Below are 20,922 nucleotides of genomic sequence, written 5' to 3' on the forward strand. Positions count from 1 at the left end.
GGTGGCAAGCTGATCGCTGAAGATGGCTACAGCCGCACCGCAGGTAAAGTGCAGCCTGCGTGATCGCTTGGTACTTCTACAAAGCCCGGCCTGGTCCGGGCTTTATTTTGTCTGGCGTTTGGCTCAGTACTTGGCGCCGGTCTTGGTGTTATTGCCTTTTGCCAAACGATCGTAAAGCACTACGTTGACCGTCGCGGCAAGGTTCATGCAGCCCTGCGTCGGGATGTACACCACCTCTTCGCACCAGTCGCGCACCTCTTTGCTCAGCGAGCCATCTTCTGGGCCGAAGATATAGAAGGCGCGATCAGGGTGGGTATAGGTGGGCAGCGGCAGAGCACCGTCGACCAGTTCCACGGCAACCGGCGTGCAACCGAGCGGAATGACTTTTTGCAGGTCATCAATACCGATCAGCGGAATGTCCAGGTGCACACGCTTGGTGTCGGTCACGAAGTCGCGGGCGCGCTCGTAGCGCTTGCCGGTATAGAACACCGACGCCACGCTATAGCAGCCGGCTGCGCGCATGACCGCACCGACGTTCTCCGGCGATTTGGGGTTGTAGAGACCAATGCAGCTGTATCGTTTGTTGCCCACGGACAGGCCTCGCGCAAAAGGAGCGGCATTATACGGCCTGTTCGGCGCTCAGGACTTTTTCTGCAGCAGGTCGGCGAGATTGGCGAATGCCTTGTGAGTGGTTTTAGGCCCGGTCTGACTCGCCGTGGAGCCTTCGCTGAAATATTGCTGGTCGGTGTAACGGGCGTGTTCATTGTCATGGCAGAACAGGCACAGCAACTCCCAGTTTGAGCCATCCTGGGGGTTGTTGTCGTGGTTGTGATCGCGGTGGTGCACGGTCAGTTCGCTGAGGCGCTTGCCGGAGAATTCGCGGGCGCATCGCCCACAGACGTGCGGGTACATGCGCAGCGCCTTGTCCCGGTAGCCTTCTTCACGGCTGCGCTGGGCATCGGCAAGGATGCGGTCAAGTTTAGAGGTGGGCGAGGACGGGCTGCTCATGATTGCTCCTTGGTGGTGGGCTTCAGTATAGAGGGCCGGCGGTGGCGTTGGCTGCCAGGCTGAATCAATTTGCACTTTTGCCGGCCTCGACGTGCCCAATGCAGCACGTCTTAATGAATAGAGGAGCCAGAAGCATGCTCAAGTCCCTCATGGTGGTAGCTAGTCTGCTGTCATTCACTGCCGTAGCCCAAGCCCAGCAAGAGCCAGCCTCGTCTCCACAGTCGTCGGGCACGATTCAGCAGCCGAGTGTGCCTGATCCGTCCGCCGTGGACCCCGATAGCCCGCCGGTGATCCACGATGGTCGCGACAACGATGAGTCGACGGAGGCGGCCGAAGACGCCGCCGAGCGCCGCGACGAGCAGGCGCCCGAGCATGAGCCCGACCAGCAGCAGTGACCGCCAAGCCCTGGCTGCCCGTTGTGGCAGCCAGTCTTCAGCTGGCTGAGCGCAGGCCTAGCACCTTGAGCAGAAATGCATATTCCAGCGCGACATCACGTAGCGCCTGATAACGGCCGCTCATGCCGCCATGGCCGGCCTCGAGGTCGGTCTTCAGCAACAGCAGGTTGCTGTCGGTTTTCAGCTCGCGCAGTCGCGCTACCCATTTCGCGGCTTCCCAGTACTGCACGCGGCTGTCGTTGTAACCGGCCACTGCGAGGATGGCTGGATACGCCTGTGCACTGACATTCTCGTACGGTGCATACCCTTTGATTCGCTCATGCACGTCCGGCTCGTTGGGGTTGCCCCATTCGTCGTATTCGGTGACGGTCAACGGCAGTTCGGGGTTGAGCATGGTGTTGAGCACGTCGACGAAGGGCACTTCGGCAATCGCTGCGGCGAACAGATCTGGTCGCTGGTTGAGCGTGGCACCGATCAACAGACCGCCCGCGCTGCCACCGCTGATGGCCAGCTGCGACGGGTTGGTGAATCCTTCGGCGATCAGGTGCTCGGCGCAGGCGATGAAATCGCCAAAGCTGTTCTGCTTGTGCTCCAGTTTGCCGGCGCGGTACCACGCTTCGCCCAGCTCACCGCCGCCGCGCACGTGGGCAATAGCGAACACCACGCCGCGATCGAGCAGGCTCAGGCGCGCATGAGAAAACCACGGGTCGAGGCTCTCGCCATAGGCCCCGTAGCCATATAAGTAAAGCGGCGCTGCCTGGCCCAAGGCATCACGACGAGCCACCAGACTGATCGGCACCTGGGTGCCATCTTCGGTGGTTGCCCACAGGCGCTGGCTCACGTAATTATCAGCATCGAACTCGCCGAGTACCGGGGTTTCCTTGAGGACCTGCTGGGTGCCGTCGGCCAGGTTCAATTGGCGGATCTGCGCCGGTCGATTGAGCGCTTCATAGCGAAGACGAACTACCGGGCTGGTGAACTCCAGGTTGTCCTGCACGTAAAGGCTATAGGCTGCATCGGGCAGGGCAACCCGATAGCCAGCCAAGCCGCGTGGCCGCACCTCGATAATTGGCAGACCGCCTTCACGTAGGCTGAGCACCAGGGCCGACTCGGCCAAGCTGACGCCTTCGAGCATCACTCGGTCGTCATGTGCCACCCGCTCTTGCCAGTGTGGCCGTGTCGGCTGCTGCGGCGGCGCGCTGTACAGGGCGAAGTTGATACCGGCCTGGTTGCTGCGAATCAGCCAGGCCCATTGGTCGTCGAGCTTGCCGTGGTCGGCGTAGTATTCGTGACCTTCTTCTCGCGGCGCCAGGCACTGGAAGGGCTGCTCCGGGGTATCCGCGCCCAGCACCCAGCATTCGCTGGTGGTCTTGCTGCCGAGCAGCACTATCAGCTGGCGTTCCGAACTGCTGCGGTAGCAGCTGAGAAAGAAACGCTCGTCAGGCTCGTGGAATACCTGCGTGCTGGCAGTTTCGCCAAGTCGATAGCGGTGCAGCGTGCTGGGTCGGTGCGTCTCGTCCAGTTCGCCATAGAACAGTGTGTGGCTGTCGTTGGCCCACGTCATGCTGCCATCACAATTTTCGAACGGGAGCTCGTCGATTTTGCCGTCGGACAGTTCCTTGACGAACAGCCGATAGATCTCGTCGCCGCTGGTATCCAGACTGTAGGCGAGGCGTTGCTGGTCGGGACTGATGCTGAATGCACCGAGGGACAGGAAGCCACCCGCGGCCAATTCATTGGGGTCGAGCAGCAACTGCTCTGCGGTTTCGTCGATGTTCAGGCTGCCATTCGCCGGTCGCGGGCAGCGGTAGTGACGCGGGTATTCGTCGCCGGCGGTGGTGCGCTGGTAATAGAGATAGTCGCCCCACGGCGTGGGCAGCGACAGGTCGGTTTCACGGATGCGCGCCTTGATTTCCTGAAACAGCAGCTCGCGCAGATCGAGGTCGTTCAGCTGGCTTTCCAGGTAGGCGTTCTCGGCGCGAAGGTGCTCAAGCACCTCGCTGCTGCCGCGGGCTTCGAGCCAGCGGTAGGGATCGGCGCCAGTGTCCTTGCGGGCGATAGGGGCGTTGATCATCGATGTCTCCATAGCGCAGGGCGACGCCAGCAGCGCCGAACCGGGTAAAAGCCGTTATCATAAGCGTCTTTGTCGCCAGGCAGCCGCTCGAAATGCGGATTCGCCCGTTCGAGCCCAGTCAAGCAAGGGAACCGTCCCCTCATGATCGAAAACGACTATTTCCTCGCCTGGGGCGCCTATGCCATTGCCGCGCTAGGTTGCCTGCTGGTGTGGTTTCGCATCACCAGCTGGATGTGGCGCTATGTGCGCGAGCCGTTGCGCGTGCTGGTTGCCATCCTGTTGTTCTGCCCGACCATCGTCGATCCGGCCAAGGAGCTGTTCGCGCCCGCGGTGGCAATCGTTGCCCTCGACCTGCTCTTCAAGGTCGGCAGCAATGCCTGGCGCGCGGTGGCAGATCTGGCCATGTACGGGCTTATCGTATTCGCCGTTTACCTGGTGTTTGTGGCTATCCGCTGGCCGTTCCTGCGCAGCGCCAAGGCCCGCAAGGCGGCGCGCGATGAGGAGCAGGGCGAGGACAGTGATCTGACCCTGCGCGAGCGCATGCAGCAGGAGCAGCAACCGAAGCAGGTGCCTCGCAGTGCCCGCAGCGCTCGCGTTGAACCGCGCTTTTAAGCTTGCCCATCTAGAGCCAGACCATGTGCGAACTGCTCGGCATGAGCGCCAACGTCCCCACCGATATCGTCTTCAGCTTTACCGGGCTGATGCAGCGTGGCGGGCGTACCGGGCCTCACCGTGACGGCTGGGGCATCGGCTTCTACGAAGGCCGTGGCCTGCGCCTGTTTCAGGATCCGCGTGCGAGTAGCGAATCGGAAGTCGCGCAGCTGGTGCAGCGCTATCCGATCAAGAGCGAAGTGGTGATCGGCCATATCCGCCAGGCCAATGTGGGCCGGGTGTGCCTGGCCAACACCCATCCGTTCGTTCGCGAATTGTGGGGGCGCAACTGGTGCTTCGCCCATAATGGGCAACTGGCGGATTTCCGGCCGGCCCTGAGCTTCTACCGCGCCGTTGGTGACACTGACAGCGAAACCGCATTCTGCGATTTGCTCAACCGTATCAGAACAGCCTTCCCGGAAGCGGTACCGATCGAGGTGCTGCTGCCTGAACTCGTCGCCGCCTGTACGGCCTATCGACAGCACGGCGTGTTCAACTGTCTGCTCAGCGATGGCGATTGGCTGTTCAGCTTCTGTTCCAGCAAGCTGGCGCACATCACCCGGCGCGCACCTTTTGGTCCCGCGCAGCTGCGAGATGCCGACATGAGTGTGGATTTTCACGCCGAGACCACCCCCAATGATGTGGTGTCGGTGTTGGCAACCGAGCCGTTGACAGACAACGAGCGATGGACGCTGTACCAGCCTGGCGAATGGCGCCTATGGCGTGCGGGCGAATGCATCGCCCAGGGCCTCAGCAACTGACGAGCGTCCCGCATGGCGGGGCTGCGAGGGAATGATGGTAAGAAGTTATCTGCGTCTGGCGCTGTTCGCCCTGGGGCTGCTGTTGGGCGTTCAGGTGCCTGGTTTCATTGACGACTATGCCAAGCGCGTCGAAGCTCATCGTCTGGAGTCCGAACACAGCCTGAGTGGCTTTCGCGATACCGCCAAGCGCTTTTTCGACGGTGATCTGCCGCGGCTGGTTGCTCATTATCGCGGCAGTAGCGATCCGGTGATGCAGAGCGACGCACGTAGCGTTGGCCTGTTGGTTGAGCGCTCCGCGTTGCTCGAGCGCGAGTCGCTGGCGATGCAGGGGCCCTGGTATCACCAGGTCTGGCACCTGGCGACCGGGGCCGACGAGCAGCTGCTGCAGGAAACCCATGCCGCGTATCGCTATCAGGTGCTGCTGGCGCCAGAGGCTATCGCCTGGGGCATTGCCTGTGCGCTGTTCCTCGCCTGGGTGGTGGAAAGCATCGTGCTGCTGCTGGCCTTACCGTTTCGCCGCCGTGAGCGTCGCGTCGTATCCGAGCGCCAACAGCCGCGCATGCGCTGACTCAGGATGTCGATAGGCATGTCATGCAGGAGCGTCGCTCCCGGCGCGGACGTTGTGGCCTTACCGCCAAATCGCGTCGCTCGCATTATTTGCCGTGAGGGCGCGGCTTTTACAGCGTGCAGCCTGGGTTGAACGCAGCGATATCCGGTGCCGCCACCATGTTCCTGGGTGTCGCTGCACTCGACCCAGGCTACGGTTCTGACATCCGGGCGAAACCATCAAGCTCTTCGCCCGGCGGCGCCAGCGCCACTCCCTACTTGGCCAGAAACCGCATCCCGTCCTCCAGACCCTGCAAGGTCAGCGGGAACATCTGATCGTTGATCAGCTCGCGGATAATCCCAGTCGATGTGGTGTAGTCCCACGTCGGCAGCGGGTAGGGGTTGATCCAAATGAGCTTCTTGTAGGTTTCCATGAAGCGGCGGATCCATAGGTAACCCGCTTCTTCGTTCCAGTGCTCGACACTGCCCCCCGGCTGGGTGATCTCGTAGGGCGCCATCGCCGCGTCGCCGATGAACACCACTTTGTAGTCAGCGCCGTACTTGTGCAGCAGGTCGTGGGTGGAAATGCGTTCGGCGTTGCGCCGCAGGTTGTTCTTCCACACCGATTCGTACACGCAGTTATGGAAGTAGAAATACTCCATGTGCTTGAACTCGGTTCGGCACGCCGAAAACAGCTCTTCGCAGACCTTGACGTGAGCGTCCATGGAGCCGCCGATGTCGAACAGCAGGAGCAGTTTGACCGTATTGCGTCGCTCCGGGCGCATCTGGATGTTCAGCAGGCCGCCATCGCGTGCGGTGTGGTCGATGGTGCCGTCGAGGTCCAGCTCATCCTGCGCACCCTGGCGAGCGAACTTGCGCAGCCGGCGCAGGGCGACCTTGATATTGCGGGTGCCCAGCTCTACCGAGTCGTCGAGGTTCTTGTATTCGCGTTGCTCCCACACCTTGACCGCCTTGCCCTGACGCTCGCCGGCATCGCCGACGCGAATGCCCTCAGGGTTGTAGCCGCCCGAGCCAAACGGGCTGGTGCCGCCGGTGCCGATCCACTTGTTGCCGCCGGCATGGCGTTCCTTCTGCTCATCGAGGCGCTTCTTGAACGCCTCGATGAGCTTGTCGAGGCCACCGAGGGATTGGATCTGTGCACGCTCTTCGTCGCTCAGCGAGCGCTCGAACTCCTTGCGCAGCCACTCTTCGGGGATCAGGGCTTCCAAGTGCTGGTCGAGGTTCTGCAAACCCTCGAAGTAGGCGGAAAAGGCACGGTCGAACTTGTCGAAATGGCGCTCATCCTTGACCAGAATGGCGCGCGCCAGGAAGTAAAACTCGTCCATGTCGGCGAACACGACGTTGTGCTTGAGCGCATCGATCAGGTCGAGCAGTTCGCGCAGGGAAACCGGCACCTTGGCGGCGCGCATCTCGGTGAACAGGTTCAGCAGCATGCTGGGCCCTCAGTCGCGGTCGTCGACGGGCAGGCCGTCGTTGAGGCAGTACCAGTCCGCCTTGGAGCGGACGTAAATGTGCGTCTGGGTGAAATCGCTTACCGGCGTATCCAGAGTGCCCAGGGTCACGGACAGCCAGTTTGGTCGCGCCTGTTGGTCGAACCATTGCAGGTTTGAGCCGCAATGCTGGCAGAAGGTACGGCTCACGCCTGGCGAGGCCTGGAACACCGCCACCAATTGCTCGCCCTGAGTGAAACGGAAGTGCTCACGCCGCACGTTCGCATACGTTGCAAACGCCGCGCCATGACCTTTGCGGCACTGGCTGCAATGGCAATGGTTGGCGGATTCGATGGGCGCGTCGATCTCGTACCTGACCGTACCGCACAAGCAACTGCCGCGATGCATCAGCGATTGCCGCGGCGGGCCATGAACGCCAGGCGTTCTAGCAACTGCACGTCCTGTTCATTTTTTACCAGGGCGCCGGCCAGCGGCGGTATCGCCTTGGTCGGGTCGCGTTCGCGCAGCACTGCCTCGCCGATGTTGTCGGCCATCAGCAATTTGAGCCAGTCGACCAGTTCGCTGGTCGAGGGCTTTTTCTTCAGGCCCGGCACCTTGCGTACATCGAAGAATACATCGAGGGCTTCGGCCACCAGACTGTTGCTGATACCGGGGTAGTGCACGTCGACGATCTTCTGCAGGGTCTGGCGATCCGGGAAGGCGATGTAGTGGAAGAAGCAGCGGCGCAGGAAGGCGTCCGGCAGTTCTTTCTCGTTATTCGAGGTGATGATGATGATCGGTCGCTGTCTGGCTTTGATGGTCTCGTCGGTCTCGTAAACGTAGAACTCCATCTTGTCGAGTTCCTGCAACAGGTCGTTGGGAAACTCGATGTCGGCCTTGTCGATCTCGTCGATCAGTAGCACCACGCGCTCTTCGGCTTCGAAGGCCTCCCAGAGCTTGCCTTTCTTGATGTAGTTGCGAACATCGTGGACCTTCTCGGAGCTCAGTTGCGAGTCGCGCAGACGGCTCACCGCATCGTATTCGTACAGCCCCTGATGCGCCTTGGTAGTAGATTTGATGTGCCAGGTGATCAGCCGTGTGCCGAAGGATTCGGCCAACTGCTCGGCAAGCAATGTCTTGCCGGTGCCGGGTTCGCCCTTGACCAGCAGCGGGCGCTGCAGGGTGATGGCCGCATTGACCGCCAGCTTCAGGTCGTCGGTGGCGACATAAGACGGGGTGCCTTCGAACTTCATCGGGTAATCCTCATGCAGCGGCGCCGGCCAAGGGCAGGGCGGTTAACAAAGCGGCGACTATAACGTGACGGGGTCGTGACTGTGAACGCGGAGCAGCTATTCAGTCACTGAATGGACGCTTTTTACTCTTCGCTTGCAGCGCCTCGTTCGAAGCGGCTGTTGAATGCCTCGACGAAGCCATTACGCAGAATGCCGATGAAGGCCTGAAAGGCACTGATGTCCTGCTGTTTGGTACTGCCGCGCAGTTCCACGCGCGTGGCGATCTGATCCTGGCGCTGATTCTTCAGCACCTTTTCGCCGCCGCCGACCACGGCTTCCCAAATGGAGCGGAAGAAACCCTTGTCACTGTTCTCCACGTCTTGCTGCCAATCAAACACCTCGACATTGCGCAACAGCGGCTTGATATAGCCGCTGAGCTGCGAGTCCTCGGCGAATGCCTCGATCACCACATCGCCGTTACCGCTCTTGAAGTCGAATTTGCCATACGCGTTGGCCAGGTCATTGAGGCGTGGCAGTTCGATGCCGGTGGCGCGTACGCGGAACTCGAAATCCTGGAAGTTATGGAAGGGGTCGAATATCGCGCTGGCTTCCAATGGCGCGTGGCCGAGCAGCTGCGCCTTGCCTTCGAAACGGGCCACTCGATCACCCTGTTCATCGGCAACATTGGTCAGGTTATAGAGGCTGGCCTGGATGGACGTGGCCTGAATTTTCACCGCGGGCGAGGCATTGAAGTTGTAGAAGCCCAGCGTGCCGTCATTGACACGTACCTCGTTGAGGGTGATCGGCAGCAGCTTGTCCAACTGCTCGCGCCAGTCGACGCCTTCACCGGTTTGCACGTCCTCGCGGTTTTCGCTATCGATGAAATTCACTTCCGGCTTCTCGAACACCACCCGCGCCACCACCTCGCGCTGCCGCCACAGCTCGTTCCAGCCCACCGAAATTTCGATCTGTGGCGCCGCCACGAACGGCACCGGCGCTTCGCGCTCCTTTTTGGTGATGCGCAGACCATTGATGCGATAGCCGCCGCGCCACAGCGCTACGTCGATGTCGTCGATATGCCCGCGGTAATCACCCATGTCGGCGAGCTTGTCGTTCAGGTAGTCGCGCACCACATAGGGCAGGGCTACGTGAACAACCAGCACGAGTGCAAGCAGACCCAGGGCTATCCAGAGCGACAGGCTGTAGCGACGTTTCATTGAGCGCATCCGTTGTGGGCGTTGTCTGGGTGGACTGCGCTCGACGGTTGAGAGTTCGACCTTCCGGACGCTGGACGCTGGACGCCTTGGCGCATCGGGCATAGTCTGGTTGACCCAGCCATGACAAGGAACCGGTACACCATGAGCCGCATTTTCGCAGACAACGCACAGGCTATCGGCAATACGCCTCTGGTGATGATCAACCGCCTCGGGCCCAAGGGCGTGACCATCCTGGCCAAGATCGAGGGGCGCAACCCAGCCTATTCGGTAAAGTGCCGGATCGGCGCCAACATGGTCTGGGACGCCGAGTCCCGCGGCGTGCTCAAACCAGGCATGACCCTGGTCGAGCCGACCTCGGGCAATACTGGCATCGGCCTGGCCTTCGTTGCTGCCGCCCGCGGTTACAAACTGATGCTGACCATGCCGGCCTCCATGAGCCTGGAACGCCGCAAGGTACTCAAGGCCCTTGGCGCCGAACTGGTGCTCACCGAACCGGCCAAAGGCATGAAAGGCGCAATCGAGAAAGCCACCGAGATTGCCGCTTCCGATACCGCCAAGTACTACATGCCGCAGCAGTTCGAGAACCCGGCCAACCCGGCGATCCACGAAAAGACCACCGGCCCGGAAATCTGGAACGACACCGAAGGCGCGGTAGATGTGCTGGTTTCCGGCGTCGGTACCGGCGGCACTATCACCGGCGTTTCACGCTATATCAAACACACGCAGGGCAAGTCGATTTTGTCCGTGGCGGTCGAGCCAGTGTCTTCGCCGGTGATTACCCAGACCTTGGCTGGCGACGAGGTCAAACCCAGCCCGCACAAGATTCAGGGTATCGGCGCAGGCTTCGTGCCGAAGAACCTCGATCTGTCGTTGGTCGACCGGGTTGAGCAGGTGACCGATGAGGACTCCAAGGCCATGGCCCTGCGCCTGATGCGCGAGGAAGGCATCCTCTGCGGCATCTCCTGCGGCGCGGCCATGGCGGTGGCGGTGCGCCTGGCCGAGAAGCCGGAAATGCAAGGCAAGACCATCGTGGTGATTCTGCCGGACTCCGGCGAGCGCTATCTGTCTAGCATGCTGTTCAGTGACCTGTTCACCGAGCAGGAATTGCAGCAGTAAATCCAATCGTTTCTCTCGTTGGGCGTGGAGCGTCTTCCGGGGCGCTCTGCGCCCCGCAGCAAGCGCACTCGGGTGTTGGTCCCCTGGACCTAGGCCCTGCCTTGGAACATGGGCCATCAACTGCCTGCCATAGTGTGGATGACGTTCTTTTTCATCCACCACCGGTTGGGTCGTTGTGTTTAGACCGGTACCTTCTTCGCCGGACGCACCACTAACCACAAGGCGACTGCGATCAGCAGGCCGCCATACAGGTGCGCCCAGGACAACGGCTCGTCGAGTAGCAGGGCGCCCCAGAACACGCCGAAAATAGGAATCAGAAACGTGGTGGTCGAGGCCCTGATCGGGCCGATATCAGTGAGCAGCCGGAAGTACAGGACGTAGGCGAAGGCCGTGCAGCCCAAGCCCAAGACCAGCAATGACGACCATTCCAGCCAGCCGCCCCAGCTGGCTGGGGTCTGAAGGGCCAGCGAGCCGCCAAACAGCGGCAGCAAAAACAGGCAAGCGCCGCACAGGCTGCCAAAAGCAGTAAGGCGGTTATCGAGGTCGCCGGCGATCCAGCGCCGGGCAAGAAATCCCGCAAAGCCGTAGCACAGGGTGGCCACCAGACAGGCCAGGGCGCCCAGCAGCAGGCTCAAATCCATCTCGACCGGCCCGCTGCGGGTCAGCACGGCCACGCCGAACAGGCCGAGCGCCACGCCGGCCGCACGCATCATCGTCATTGCTTCGGCAAAGAACAATGCGCCGATCAACACGCCCATCATCGGCGTCGTGGCGTTGATGATGGCCGAGTAGCCTGCTGGCAACACCAGTGCAGCCAGGCTGTACATGGCTGACGGCAAGCCCGCGTTGATTACCCCAAGCACTATGCACAGGCCGAGCTTGCCGCGAAAGTCCCACTTCACGCGCATTAACAGCAGGATCGCCAGCAAACCGAGTGCGCCGATGGACGCGCGAAAGAATGCGGTCGGCATGCTGCCGATGACCGGGGCCACTACACGCAGAAAAAGGAAGCTGGCGCCCCAGATTGCGGCGAGTAGCAAGAGGCGCAGCATGTCGGCAGAGCGCACGGTCAGCTCCAGTGAGAGGGCGGAAGGCCGGCAGTTTTGCCGGATGGCGTTCGCAAGGCAAGCTCAGAATCAGCTTTCCGCGTTACAGCGCCGTCGGCGTGCAAAAGGAGCGGGCGAACTCGCTTAAACAACCTGTAGCCCATGCGCAGCGCCAGACTCGATAAGTAGCAGTATTGTTTGAACAACTGCTCTGGCCCGCAGGTCGCACCTCAAAGCCGAAAGGCAGGCAGTTATCGGCGCGTTAGCCTGAAAGGCAACGCTCGTTTCCGCCGCTCCGCCGCCTACACCGAATGAAGGATATACGCCCCATGAGCTGCAACCCGCGCGCGCAATTGCCAGAACTGTCTCGATTGGCCAAGGCCATGCTGCTCAGCAGTTTCGGAATCACCAGCAGCTCATTGGCCGCGGAGCCTGTTAGCCAAATTGTACTGGAGCCCAGCGTGGTCTCTGGCTCTCGTGCCGCAACGCAGAGCTTTGATCTGCCGTTCTCGGTGGATCGTATCGGCCGCGAGCAAATCAGTGACGGGCAGTTGGGCATCAATGCTTCGGAAGCGCTGACGCGCGTGCCGGGGCTGGTGGTGCAAAATCGCCAGAACTACGCCCAGGACTTGCAGATTTCATCCCGCGGCTTTGGCGCTCGGTCGGCCTTTGGCGTGCGCGGGCTGAAACTGATCACCGATGGTATCCCGGCCAGTACGCCAGATGGCCAGGGCCAGGCGGCTACCTTCAACCTAGATACCGCCGAAAGCATTGAGGTGCTGCGTGGCCCGGCATCGACGCTTTACGGCAGCAATGCCGGAGGGGTGATCCAGATGTTCTCGCGAGACGGCGTCGGTCGGCCGCGTATCGGTGCAGAAACATTGATCGGCAGCGACGGCCTGACCCGCAATCACCTGACCGCCGAAGGCGAGGCAGACGGTGTGGGTTTCGTGCTCGATGCGTCGCGGATGGATACCGACGGCTACCGCGATCACAGCTCAGCGCGTCGCGACCAGACTTTTGCCAAACTCAATTTCAAGCCGGACGAAGACAGCAAGCTGGCGCTGATTTACAGCAGCCTCGAGCAGAACGGTACGCAAGACCCGTTGGGGCAGGCGTGGCAGGCTTATAAGGCCGACCCGCGCTCGGTGGCGGTCAATGCGCTGAACTTCAATACCCGCAAAAGCATTGATCACCAGCAATTGGGCGCCAACTATGAGCGTTATTTTGGTGACGCGACCTTGCAGACCACTGTGTACGCCGGCAAGCGTAGCGTTATTCAGTATCTAGCCATTCCCCAAGGGCCGCAGGGCAGCCCGAACCATAGTGGTGGGGTAGTGGATTTCGACCGTGAGTTCCACGGCGGCAGCGTTCGCTGGCTGCAACCGGTGGATGGTGTGGCGGGTGATCTGCGCCTCGTATTCGGTCTGGATTACGATCAAAGCCGTGACGACCGGCGGGGTTACGAGAATTTCTCCGGCTCTCAAATCGGCGTGAAAGGGGCCCTGCGGCGAGACGAAGTAGATACCGTCACCAGCCTGGACCCCTACGCCCAGGCGACCTGGACGCTGGGTAACTGGACCCTGCAAGGCGGCCTGCGTTACAGCACCGTCGAGGTGGACGTCGACGATAAATATATTGTCGGTGCCAATGGTGACGACAGCGGCACCCGCCGCTACGAAAAGGCCACGCCCTCAGTCAGCCTAGGTTACGCGTTCACGCCGGACCTCAACGGCTATGTCAGCGTGGGTAAGGGTTTCGAGACGCCGAGTCAGGGAGAACTGGCCTATTCCCAAGACAATGCCGGTTTCAACTATGGACTCGAACCCTCAGAAAGCACGCAATATGAAATCGGTTTAAAGGCGCGTATAGCTGACGGTACTCGTGTGAACGCCGCGGTATTCCAGATCAACACGGAGGATGAGATCGTCGTGCTGGAAAACAGTGGTGGCCGTACCAGCTACCAGAATGCTGGCAAAACCCTGCGCCGCGGTTTCGAATTGGGTGTCGAAAGCCAGTTCAGCGAGCAGTGGTCTGCCGCTCTGGCTTATACCTATCTGGCGGCGACCTACGATTCACGCTTCGCTGCGGGCAGCAATACTGTCGACAAGGGCAACGACCTGCCCGGCGTGCCACGCACCACACTCTTCGGCGAACTCGCTTGGAAGCCGGTCGATAGCATCAGCACCGCACTGGAAGGTCTCTACCGCAGCAAGGTGTATGTCGAGGACACCAATGTCGAGAAAGCGGCGCCAAGCTATGCCGTTTTCAATTGGCGTACCCGCTTCGAACAAAACCTCGGGTCCTGGAAAACCCACCAGACCCTGCGCCTGGATAATCTGCTCGACCGGCAATATGTCGGCTCCGTGATAGTCGGAGACGGCAACGAGCGCTTTTATGAAGCCGCTCCAGGCCGCTCCTGGTATGCAGGTGCTGGAGTCGAATATCAGTTCTGAAGATCTGTTTGCGCGGCGGTAAAAGCTGCCGTGCTAGCTATCGACCTGTCGCAGTACCAACGCATTGAGGCTGGCGGTGGCCGACTTGAGCAACTAAGCGACAGTCGGTAGCGCTTTGCAATGCTTGGTGACTTGTTTCAGCTCCACCTGGGCTTCGGATTCGGCTACTCTCAAATCAAGCGGGCAAAATAGCCGCGTGTAGTTCGAGGAGACTTTGTATGAAAGCCTGGTTTGAAAGCGTTATTGCACAGCTCAGCGCATTGTTTGCCCCCCGCATGCAGCCAATTCCAATTCGCACGGAAGAGCAGCGCCGCTTAGCCGCTCAGCAGCGCCGTCGTCGTTAGGCAGATGGTAAAGAGCGCCTTTAGCGGCGCTCCAGCGATCACTTGAGTTTTTCGTGGCGCCCTTGATGCGCGCGCATGAAAAGGCGCTGTCATTTCATGGGTCCAGACAATCGTTTTGGGCCTTTCTTGCTGCTCGCGCTTTTCCGCATTGATGCGCTTTGCCTTTAGCGAGCGGTTCCCGCACTGGCCCGCTATAGCCATGTGTTTTTCAGCATTCGCTGACGTGCAAAGCTTTTGCGCGCCCTTCGTTCCCAAATACACCCTTCATAAGGCGTGCGAGCCTGCAGCATGCACGCGCCTGTACGGCCTGACTTGTCGGTAACTGCGGCCGTTATTTTTTTCGGCTAGGCTCAAGTGTCTTGGGGCGACGCCGACAACACAATTAAGTTCAGTCGGACGACAACAGCTTAGGTACGTGGCGATCCTCGTTGCGTCAGATTCAGTGTGCCCGTCTACGCTTAACCCTTGAAAAGCCCACATCTAAAAACCAACCCCTACCTCTACTGGCGCGGGCGCTTCGCTGTGCTAGACATAGTGGAGTGGCAGGGATGGACCGGTCACGAACTAAAGGATTGCAACCATGCGTCAGAATTTGCCGGTGACTCAGCGGGAACGGACTTTTCCTGCGAATGAGCGGTTGATCTCCACTACCGATCTCAACAGCAAGATCACCTATTGCAACGACGCATTCGTTGCCATCAGCGGCTTCACCCGCGAAGAGCTGATCGGTCAGCCTCATAACCTGGTACGCCATCCAGACATGCCGCCTGCGGTTTTCGGCCATATGTGGGAGACCATCAAGCAGGGCAAGCCGTGGATGGGCATCGTCAAAAATCGCGCTAAGAACGGCGATTACTATTGGGTCAGTGCGTATGTCACGCCGGTGTATCAGAACGGCCAGGTCGCTGGCTATGAGTCGGTACGTTCGCTGCCCAACGAAGACCAAAAACGTCGCGCCGAGGCACTGTATGCCAGGCTGCGGGCTGGCAAGTCGCCGGTGCCGAAAATCGAGTACCTGACCTACGACCTGATTCGCTCCTGGCCGTTGATTCTTGCCACCCTGATCATTCTCGCTGCGGTCTCTATGCTCAGTGGGATGTGGCTGTCGTTGCTCGTCGTGGCGGTGATGGTCGTGCTGGGCTCTTATCAGCTGCACAGCAAACGCGCGCTGATCCGCCGGACCCTCGCCAATCATCCCAAAGCGTTCACCAGCAGTCTGGTGGCGCTGACGTACAGTGAAAGCCGTGGTGCCCAGGCGCTGCTCGACATGGCGATGATCAGCGAAGAGGCGCGCTTGCAGACAGCGCTCACGCGTCTCGAAGACGCGGGCGTGAACGTCAAGAAGCAGGCTGCGCAGTCGGCCGGTTTTTCCCGCGCTGGCGCCGAGATGCTTGATCAACAACGCAGCGAGACGGACCAGTCTGCCACGGCGATCAATCAGATGGCGGCGACCATCCAGGAAGTCACGCAGAACGTGCAGAGCACCAGCCACGCTGCACAGGAGGCTGATCGTCTTGCCAAGGAAGGTCGGCAACTGGCAGGTGGCAGCCTGGAGTCCATGCAGCACATGGCCCAGGCCGTTGCGGATATCGGTCAGGCGGTCAACGACCTGGCCAACTCGACCCAGTCCATCGGCAGCGTGGCCGATGTGATCACCTCGATTGCCGAGCAGACCAATCTGCTGGCGCTCAATGCCGCGATTGAAGCGGCGCGGGCGGGCGAGCAGGGGCGTGGGTTCGCAGTGGTGGCCGATGAGGTTCGTTCGTTGGCCTCACGGACCCGCGAATCGACCCAACAGATTCATCAGATCATCGCCTCGTTGCGTGCCGGCGCCGAACGCGCCGTGGTCACTGCCGGGCGTGGCGAGGAGATATCTCGGGAAAGTGTGCAAAGCGTCGAGGCCGTGCGGATCGCCTTGGATGGCATCAGCGAATCGGTGAGCCGAATTACTGGTATGAGCCAGCAAATCGCTGCCGCGTCCGAAGAGCAGGGCCAGGTGGCCGAGGACATCAGCCGGCAGATTACCCGCATCGCTCACCTTTCCGAGCAGGGCGCCGAGCAGGCCCATCAGGGCGCTACCATCGGCAAGGAGCTGGAAACCATGGCCGATTACCTGCACAGCCTGGCTGAGCGCTTCAATCGCTGAGCATCTTTCGCCCAGTCTTCGGCTGCGTGCGCGTGCTATGGCACACTGCGCGGCCGAGGAGACCTGTCGATGCCACGCCCACGTTGCCCCCGCTGCAAACGCCCTGCAAGCCATTGCCTATGTGCGCTGATTCCCGACCTCGCCAGCCGCACGGGAATCCTCGTGCTGCAGCACCCTGATGAAGTCGATCACGCCCTTAATACTGCCAATCTCGCAGTCCTTGGTCTGCGCAACGCAGAGCTGCGAGTCGGCGAGGTGTTCGAGGACCTCGCCGGCTGGCTTGCGCAGCCCGGCTACCGGACACGCTTGCTGTTTCCTGGGGAGGACGCATGCCCGTTAAGCGCTGTGGTCGAGGAGGATGACTCGCGGCCGGTGCGGCTGGTAGTGCCGGATGGTACGTGGCGCAAGGCGCGCAAATTGCTGCATCTCAACCCGGCGCTGGCGGCGCTGCCACGAGTGACACTGACGGACGCTCGGCCCTCGCGTTATCGCCTGCGCAAGGCGCCGATGGAAGGCTCGTTGTCGACCCTTGAAGCGATCGTGGCGGCGTTGAACGTACTGGAGGCGCCCGCTGATTACCGAGCTTTGCTCAGACCCTTCGATGCCTTGATCGATGGGCAGATTGCGGCAATGGGTGAAGAGACCTTCAAGCGAAACCACCTGTCTTGAGTGAACGTCGACTGGTAGGGGATTAGGCTCGTCACGATTCCGGCGCGGGGTGAGGCGGGCCGCCCAACGCAACTCAACACCTGATCGCCGATATGAGATTCAGGCAAACGTACCGTCGCGAACATCGCGCAGCGCCTGCTCGATCTCTTCACGACTGTTCATCACGAACGGCCCGTACTGCACGATGGGCTCGTTCAGCGGCCTGCCGGCGAGCAGCAGCACGCGAGCGCCCACATTGCTGGCCAGCAACAGTTCACCCTGATCATCCAGACGCACCAGCCGCCCGGCTGTCACGTCGTGGCTCTCCTGCACCTGCGCATTGCCTTCATACACATAAAACAGCGCGCGGTGACCGTCAGGTAGAGCAGGGCGCAGGCTGCTGCCGGCTGGCAGGTGGATGTCGAACAACTGGGGATCGGTATGTGGCCGCTGCACGGCGCCTTTCTGATGAATATCGTCTTCGACCAACAGGCCCGCAATGACGGTTACTTCAGCGCCGTTGGCGGTGTGCACGCGAGGTATCTGCGCTGCCGGAATGTCGTGATAATCCGGATCAGCCATTTTGTCTTTGGCCGGCAGGTTGAGCCATAGCTGGAAGCCGCGCATGGCACCCTGTTCCTGCTCAGGCATTTCGCTGTGGATGACGCCACGTGCGGCAGTCATCCATTGCACATCGCCGCCCTGCAGCAGGCCGACATTACCCATATGGTCTTCGTGGCGCATACGCCCTTCGAGCATGTAGGTGATGGTTTCGAAGCCGCGATGAGGATGGGGCGGGAAGCCAGCGATGTAATCGTCAGCATTGTCGGTGCTGAATTCATCGAGCATCAGAAAGGGATCGAACCGTTCGATTCCACCGCCGCCGATTACCCGATTCAGGCGCACACCGGCACCGTCGGAGGCGGGGTGGCCCGGCTGGATGGCAAGTACGCGACGTAGGTTGGTCATCTTGAAGGCTCCAGGAAACGACTCGCCTATGTTAGGCGAGCCGATCCGAGAGATGGGTGGGAAAAAGCCGTGCTATCTATCGAGAAAATCGATGCCGGCGCGTTGCGTCCGGCATCAGTTGGCTTATTCGGCTATCTGCAGTTTGCGAGACTCGGTGTAGAAGAAGCGCAGCTTCTCGTACTCGAAGGGCGAGTTGATCTGGCCGTAACGGAAGTTAGTGGTTGCCCGCTGATTGACGGCGCGCAGTGCAATGATTTCCGGATGGTCCGAGCTGATTTCTGCCATGTCGAGGTAGTTGATCGCTTGTGCTGCGCCGAAATCGACGACCAGGCCGCCGGTGTCGCGCAGGTTAGACGGGCCCAGGATCGGCAACATCAGGTAAGCGCCAGACGGGGCTCCGTAATACCCCAGGGTTTGGCCGAAATCTTCCGCTTGCCTGGGCAGGCCCATCAGTGTGGCCGGGTCCCACAGCCCGACCACGCCAATGGTGGTGTTGAGCAACAGGCGCGCCGTGGTATTCAACGAGCGCTGGCCTTTGAGCTGCAGCGCGCTGTTGAGCAGGTTGGGCACATCACCCAGATTGCCGAAGAAGTTGCTCACGCCCTTCTGGACCAGGCTTGGCGTGATGTAGCGGTAACCGTCGACGACCGGCAGAAATACCCACTCGTCGAAGCGGTAGTTGAAGTGGTAAACGCGCCGGTTCCAGGACTCCAGCGGGTCGTATACCTCCAGGGCGGACAGCGTTGAGCGTTCGAACTCGCGCTGGTTAAGGCCTGGGTTGAACTTGAGGTCCTTGAGCGGCCGCTTGAAGCCGTCGTCTTCGACAGTGGTCTGAGCAGTTGCGGCGCTGCTTAGCAAAGCAGCGAACAGCGCGAGAGCAGGAAAGGACTTAGCCACGGAAGAACTCCAACATGTCGTTGCTGTTGACGCGGTAATTGAGGTTGCCGCAGTGGCCGCCAAGCGGATAGACCGTCAGGCGATCGCCCATCGTGCGTCGCAGGAAGCCGAGGTCGCCTGGGCCGAGGATCACGTCGTCGGCATTGTGCATGGCGGAGATTTTCGGGCTGTTCTTGAGGTAATCCTCGATGCCGTACAGGCTCACCTCGTTGACCAGCTGGCTCATGCTGCCGCCGTCATAACGAGCCCGCCACATGGGCACCAGTTGCTCGGTCATGTAGCAGTCGAAATCACACTGCAGCGCGCGACGGAAGAAGGGTGTCAGGCTGGTGCCTTCACCGATCGGATAGTCCACCGGAGTGATCAGCCCACGGCGATTGATCAGGTCGGATGTAAAGGCAATGTCGGCCGCCGAAAAGCGAAACGAGGTGCCGATCAGCATGGCCAGCTGCTCGTTGCTCAGCTGCTGTCTGGACTGCTGGAAGTCGTAGAGCATGGCATCGTTGATATCAACGTAGCCTTTCTGCTGGAAGTAGCGGGTCAGCTTGGCGAGGATCAATTCGTAGAATGTGGTGCGGTTGCTGATGCCCTTGACCTCGGTTTGTACCAGTCGATCCAGGTTAGTGATCGAGGTGTACAGATTGACCGGCGGGTTGAGCATCAACACGCGCTTGAAATTGAAGCTGCGGCGTGTTTCGTCCAATTGGCTGACGAAGGCTGCGTGCAGGGCGCCCAGGCTGTAACCGGTCAGGTAATAGTCGGTGACTTGCAGTTTCGGATGCTGGGCGCGCACCGCCTGCATGGCGCGGTATAAATCCTCGGCATCGTCGCGACTTAGGCCTGGCGTGGCAAAGCGCGAGGCGGAGGTCATGAAGTCATAACTGGTCGGCGATGACAGTTGCACCACGTGATAGCCGGCACCGTAGAACAGTTTTTTCAGGTACTCGGGCGTGGTGCTTGAATAGCGCGCGCCCGTGCCGGCAATGATGAAGATCAGCGGCGCAGCGCCTTTCTGCTCGGCCAGCCGATAGCGCATCTTGGTGACGGCCCAGAAATTGTCCGGCAGCTGGAACTCGCGCTCCGGGCGCAGGCGAACCTGATAGTCCTTCTGATTGATATCGGCATCGTCCGGCAGCTCCGGCCGGAGTTCGGGCGGCGTGGTGGCAATGGTCGCTTCGAATGGATTGGTCAGCGGGTAACCATACGTCTGCGGGTCGATATCAGCCGCCCAAAGCGGAACACTGAGCAGTAGACCGCTAAGCAGGGCAGCGAGGCGGGGAGTGAAAGACATACAAGATCCCTTTGGAGAGAGAACATTCTTTTCAGAGGTGGGCGGGGCTGCCCGTGCTTTTTCGGCATCAGCCGCGATCAGTAGGACAATTAGCAATGTGTCAAAGTGCCATGGGAATTATCGTCCTGCTAGCGCCGTGTGCTGTTGATACTGCATTTGCCTGCAAAGGTCGAGATAACGCGGCCTCGGCACTCCGGTGCAGAGCGCTATTTGTGACTTGCATCCGCCCGGCGGGAGATTATGCTGAGCGCCGTTTCCGTGCCTTCTGGAGTGCTGCATGCCTCGTCGTCTGTCTGTCGTTGTGCTGGTGATCGCCGCTGTGCTGTGTGTGATTGCCAGCTATGGCCTGCGCTATCTGCTCATGGAGGGTGATCAGTGGGTAGGCCGCTGCGTTGAAGACCCGGCCGCGCTGGCCTGCCAGGTTCGCGCGACTCTGGGTTGGATGATTCATTTGCGGGTCATCGCCTGGGCCGCCCTTGGCTGCGCGGTGCTGGCATTCGTGCTGCCAGGCGTCTGGGGCTGGCGCCTGGCGGTGCCCGGGCTGCTGCTCGGCTTGCCGGCGCTTGCGCTGTACACCGCAAGCCTGGCCGTGTTCGCCGTCGTGCTGGCGCTGTTGCGACTGGTACGTGCGCCTGCCGCGGTAGCCCGTTGATACGGACCCACGCGGCGTATTG

21 protein-coding genes are annotated in these 20,922 nt (G+C 60.7%); 10 read left to right on the forward strand and 11 right to left on the reverse strand.

The genetic code is table 11. The features are described 5' to 3' along the window. Positions 1 to 123: 123 nt before the first annotated feature. Positions 124 to 591 carry an RNA methyltransferase gene (locus tag BLS60_RS04400; RefSeq protein ID WP_070882890.1) on the reverse strand — a complete coding sequence of 156 codons (468 nt, stop codon included), beginning with the start codon at positions 589 to 591 and terminating at the stop codon, positions 124 to 126. 48 nt (positions 592 to 639) lie between these two features. Further along, positions 640 to 1,008, reverse strand: a complete 369-nt coding sequence (locus tag BLS60_RS04405; RefSeq protein WP_092365072.1) for a YajD family HNH nuclease — start codon at positions 1,006 to 1,008, stop codon at positions 640 to 642. Positions 1,009 to 1,142: 134 nt separating this feature from the next. Between BLS60_RS04405 and BLS60_RS04410 the strand changes: the two genes are divergently transcribed. Further along, positions 1,143 to 1,403 (forward strand): hypothetical protein, encoded by a 261-nt coding sequence (locus BLS60_RS04410; protein ID WP_092365075.1) that lies wholly within the window; start codon positions 1,143 to 1,145, stop codon positions 1,401 to 1,403. 37 nt (positions 1,404 to 1,440) lie between these two features. Here BLS60_RS04410 and BLS60_RS04415 read toward each other — a convergent pair whose 3' ends face one another. Beyond that, the gene (locus BLS60_RS04415; protein ID WP_092365078.1) at positions 1,441 to 3,477 is read right to left on the reverse strand and encodes a S9 family peptidase; all 2,037 of its coding nucleotides are present in this window, start codon (positions 3,475 to 3,477) and stop codon (positions 1,441 to 1,443) included. A gap of 141 nt (positions 3,478 to 3,618) precedes the next feature. Between BLS60_RS04415 and BLS60_RS04420 the strand changes: the two genes are divergently transcribed. Genes BLS60_RS04420 through BLS60_RS04430 form a run of 3 tightly spaced genes read left to right on the forward strand, consistent with a single transcriptional unit; the run spans position 3,619 to position 5,457 of the window. Next, a complete protein-coding gene (locus tag BLS60_RS04420) occupies positions 3,619 to 4,089 on the forward strand; it encodes an MFS transporter (RefSeq protein ID WP_092365081.1) in 471 nt (156 codons plus the stop codon). Positions 4,090 to 4,112: 23 nt separating this feature from the next. Continuing rightward, positions 4,113 to 4,889, forward strand: coding sequence for a class II glutamine amidotransferase (locus BLS60_RS04425; protein WP_070882895.1), 777 nt, complete (start codon positions 4,113 to 4,115; stop codon positions 4,887 to 4,889). A gap of 34 nt (positions 4,890 to 4,923) precedes the next feature. After that, positions 4,924 to 5,457 carry a DUF2937 family protein gene (locus BLS60_RS04430; protein ID WP_092365345.1) on the forward strand — a complete coding sequence of 178 codons (534 nt, stop codon included), beginning with the start codon at positions 4,924 to 4,926 and terminating at the stop codon, positions 5,455 to 5,457. A 253-nt stretch (positions 5,458 to 5,710) separates the two neighbouring features. Here BLS60_RS04430 and BLS60_RS04435 read toward each other — a convergent pair whose 3' ends face one another. The 4 genes from BLS60_RS04435 to BLS60_RS04450 all read right to left on the reverse strand — a co-directional run bounded on the left by BLS60_RS04435 (position 5,711) and on the right by BLS60_RS04450 (position 9,335). Further along, positions 5,711 to 6,889: a vWA domain-containing protein gene (locus tag BLS60_RS04435; protein WP_092365084.1), complete on the reverse strand. Its 1,179-nt coding sequence runs from the start codon at positions 6,887 to 6,889 to the stop codon at positions 5,711 to 5,713. A 9-nt stretch (positions 6,890 to 6,898) separates the two neighbouring features. Then, positions 6,899 to 7,294, reverse strand: coding sequence for a GFA family protein (locus BLS60_RS04440; protein ID WP_092365087.1), 396 nt, complete (start codon positions 7,292 to 7,294; stop codon positions 6,899 to 6,901). Beyond that, complete coding sequence (locus BLS60_RS04445) at positions 7,294 to 8,139, reverse strand: AAA family ATPase (protein WP_070882898.1); 846 nt, start codon at positions 8,137 to 8,139, stop codon at positions 7,294 to 7,296. The genes BLS60_RS04440 and BLS60_RS04445 overlap by 1 nt, the downstream gene beginning before the upstream one ends. 122 nt (positions 8,140 to 8,261) lie before the next feature. Continuing rightward, on the reverse strand, positions 8,262 to 9,335 hold the full coding sequence (locus BLS60_RS04450) for a DUF748 domain-containing protein (RefSeq protein WP_092365090.1): 1,074 nt from the start codon (positions 9,333 to 9,335) through the stop codon (positions 8,262 to 8,264). A 141-nt stretch (positions 9,336 to 9,476) separates the two neighbouring features. On the opposite strand from BLS60_RS04450, the gene cysK reads away from it, so the two are divergent. Next, on the forward strand, positions 9,477 to 10,451 hold the full coding sequence (cysK, locus tag BLS60_RS04455) for a cysteine synthase A (protein WP_070882900.1): 975 nt from the start codon (positions 9,477 to 9,479) through the stop codon (positions 10,449 to 10,451). 179 nt (positions 10,452 to 10,630) lie between these two features. Here the strand turns inward: cysK and BLS60_RS04460 are convergent, their stop codons facing one another. Beyond that, on the reverse strand, positions 10,631 to 11,518 hold the full coding sequence (locus BLS60_RS04460) for a DMT family transporter (protein ID WP_092365093.1): 888 nt from the start codon (positions 11,516 to 11,518) through the stop codon (positions 10,631 to 10,633). Between the two features lie 308 nt (positions 11,519 to 11,826). On the opposite strand from BLS60_RS04460, the gene BLS60_RS04465 reads away from it, so the two are divergent. The 4 genes from BLS60_RS04465 (at position 11,827) to BLS60_RS04475 (ending at position 17,112) form a co-directional block, all read left to right on the forward strand. Next, on the forward strand, positions 11,827 to 13,953 hold the full coding sequence (locus BLS60_RS04465) for a TonB-dependent receptor family protein (protein ID WP_420848412.1): 2,127 nt from the start codon (positions 11,827 to 11,829) through the stop codon (positions 13,951 to 13,953). 218 nt (positions 13,954 to 14,171) lie between these two features. Beyond that, positions 14,172 to 14,297, forward strand: coding sequence for a PA1414 family protein (locus BLS60_RS21720; RefSeq protein ID WP_276325643.1), 126 nt, complete (start codon positions 14,172 to 14,174; stop codon positions 14,295 to 14,297). A 580-nt stretch (positions 14,298 to 14,877) separates the two neighbouring features. Further along, complete coding sequence (locus BLS60_RS04470; RefSeq protein WP_070882902.1) at positions 14,878 to 16,443, forward strand: methyl-accepting chemotaxis protein; 1,566 nt, start codon at positions 14,878 to 14,880, stop codon at positions 16,441 to 16,443. Between the two features lie 69 nt (positions 16,444 to 16,512). After that, complete coding sequence (locus BLS60_RS04475) at positions 16,513 to 17,112, forward strand: tRNA-uridine aminocarboxypropyltransferase (RefSeq protein WP_092365096.1); 600 nt, start codon at positions 16,513 to 16,515, stop codon at positions 17,110 to 17,112. Between the two features lie 99 nt (positions 17,113 to 17,211). On the opposite strand, the gene BLS60_RS04480 is transcribed toward BLS60_RS04475, so the two are convergent. From BLS60_RS04480 to BLS60_RS04490, 3 genes are all read right to left on the reverse strand, one after another. Further along, on the reverse strand, positions 17,212 to 18,060 hold the full coding sequence (locus tag BLS60_RS04480; RefSeq protein ID WP_092365099.1) for a pirin family protein: 849 nt from the start codon (positions 18,058 to 18,060) through the stop codon (positions 17,212 to 17,214). A 123-nt stretch (positions 18,061 to 18,183) separates the two neighbouring features. Then, entirely contained in the window at positions 18,184 to 18,957 is a 774-nt protein-coding gene (locus BLS60_RS04485; RefSeq protein ID WP_070882905.1) for an MlaA family lipoprotein, read from the reverse strand. Then, complete coding sequence (locus BLS60_RS04490; protein ID WP_070882906.1) at positions 18,950 to 20,248, reverse strand: serine/threonine protein kinase; 1,299 nt, start codon at positions 20,246 to 20,248, stop codon at positions 18,950 to 18,952. The genes BLS60_RS04485 and BLS60_RS04490 overlap by 8 nt, the downstream gene beginning before the upstream one ends. A 277-nt stretch (positions 20,249 to 20,525) precedes the next feature. On the opposite strand from BLS60_RS04490, the gene BLS60_RS04495 reads away from it, so the two are divergent. Continuing rightward, a complete protein-coding gene (locus BLS60_RS04495) occupies positions 20,526 to 20,900 on the forward strand; it encodes a hypothetical protein (RefSeq protein WP_070882907.1) in 375 nt (124 codons plus the stop codon). The last annotated feature ends 22 nt before the right edge of the window (positions 20,901 to 20,922 follow it).

The sequence above is a fragment of the Phytopseudomonas seleniipraecipitans genome (genome assembly GCF_900102335.1).
GTDB lineage: Bacteria > Pseudomonadota > Gammaproteobacteria > Pseudomonadales > Pseudomonadaceae > Aquipseudomonas > Aquipseudomonas seleniipraecipitans.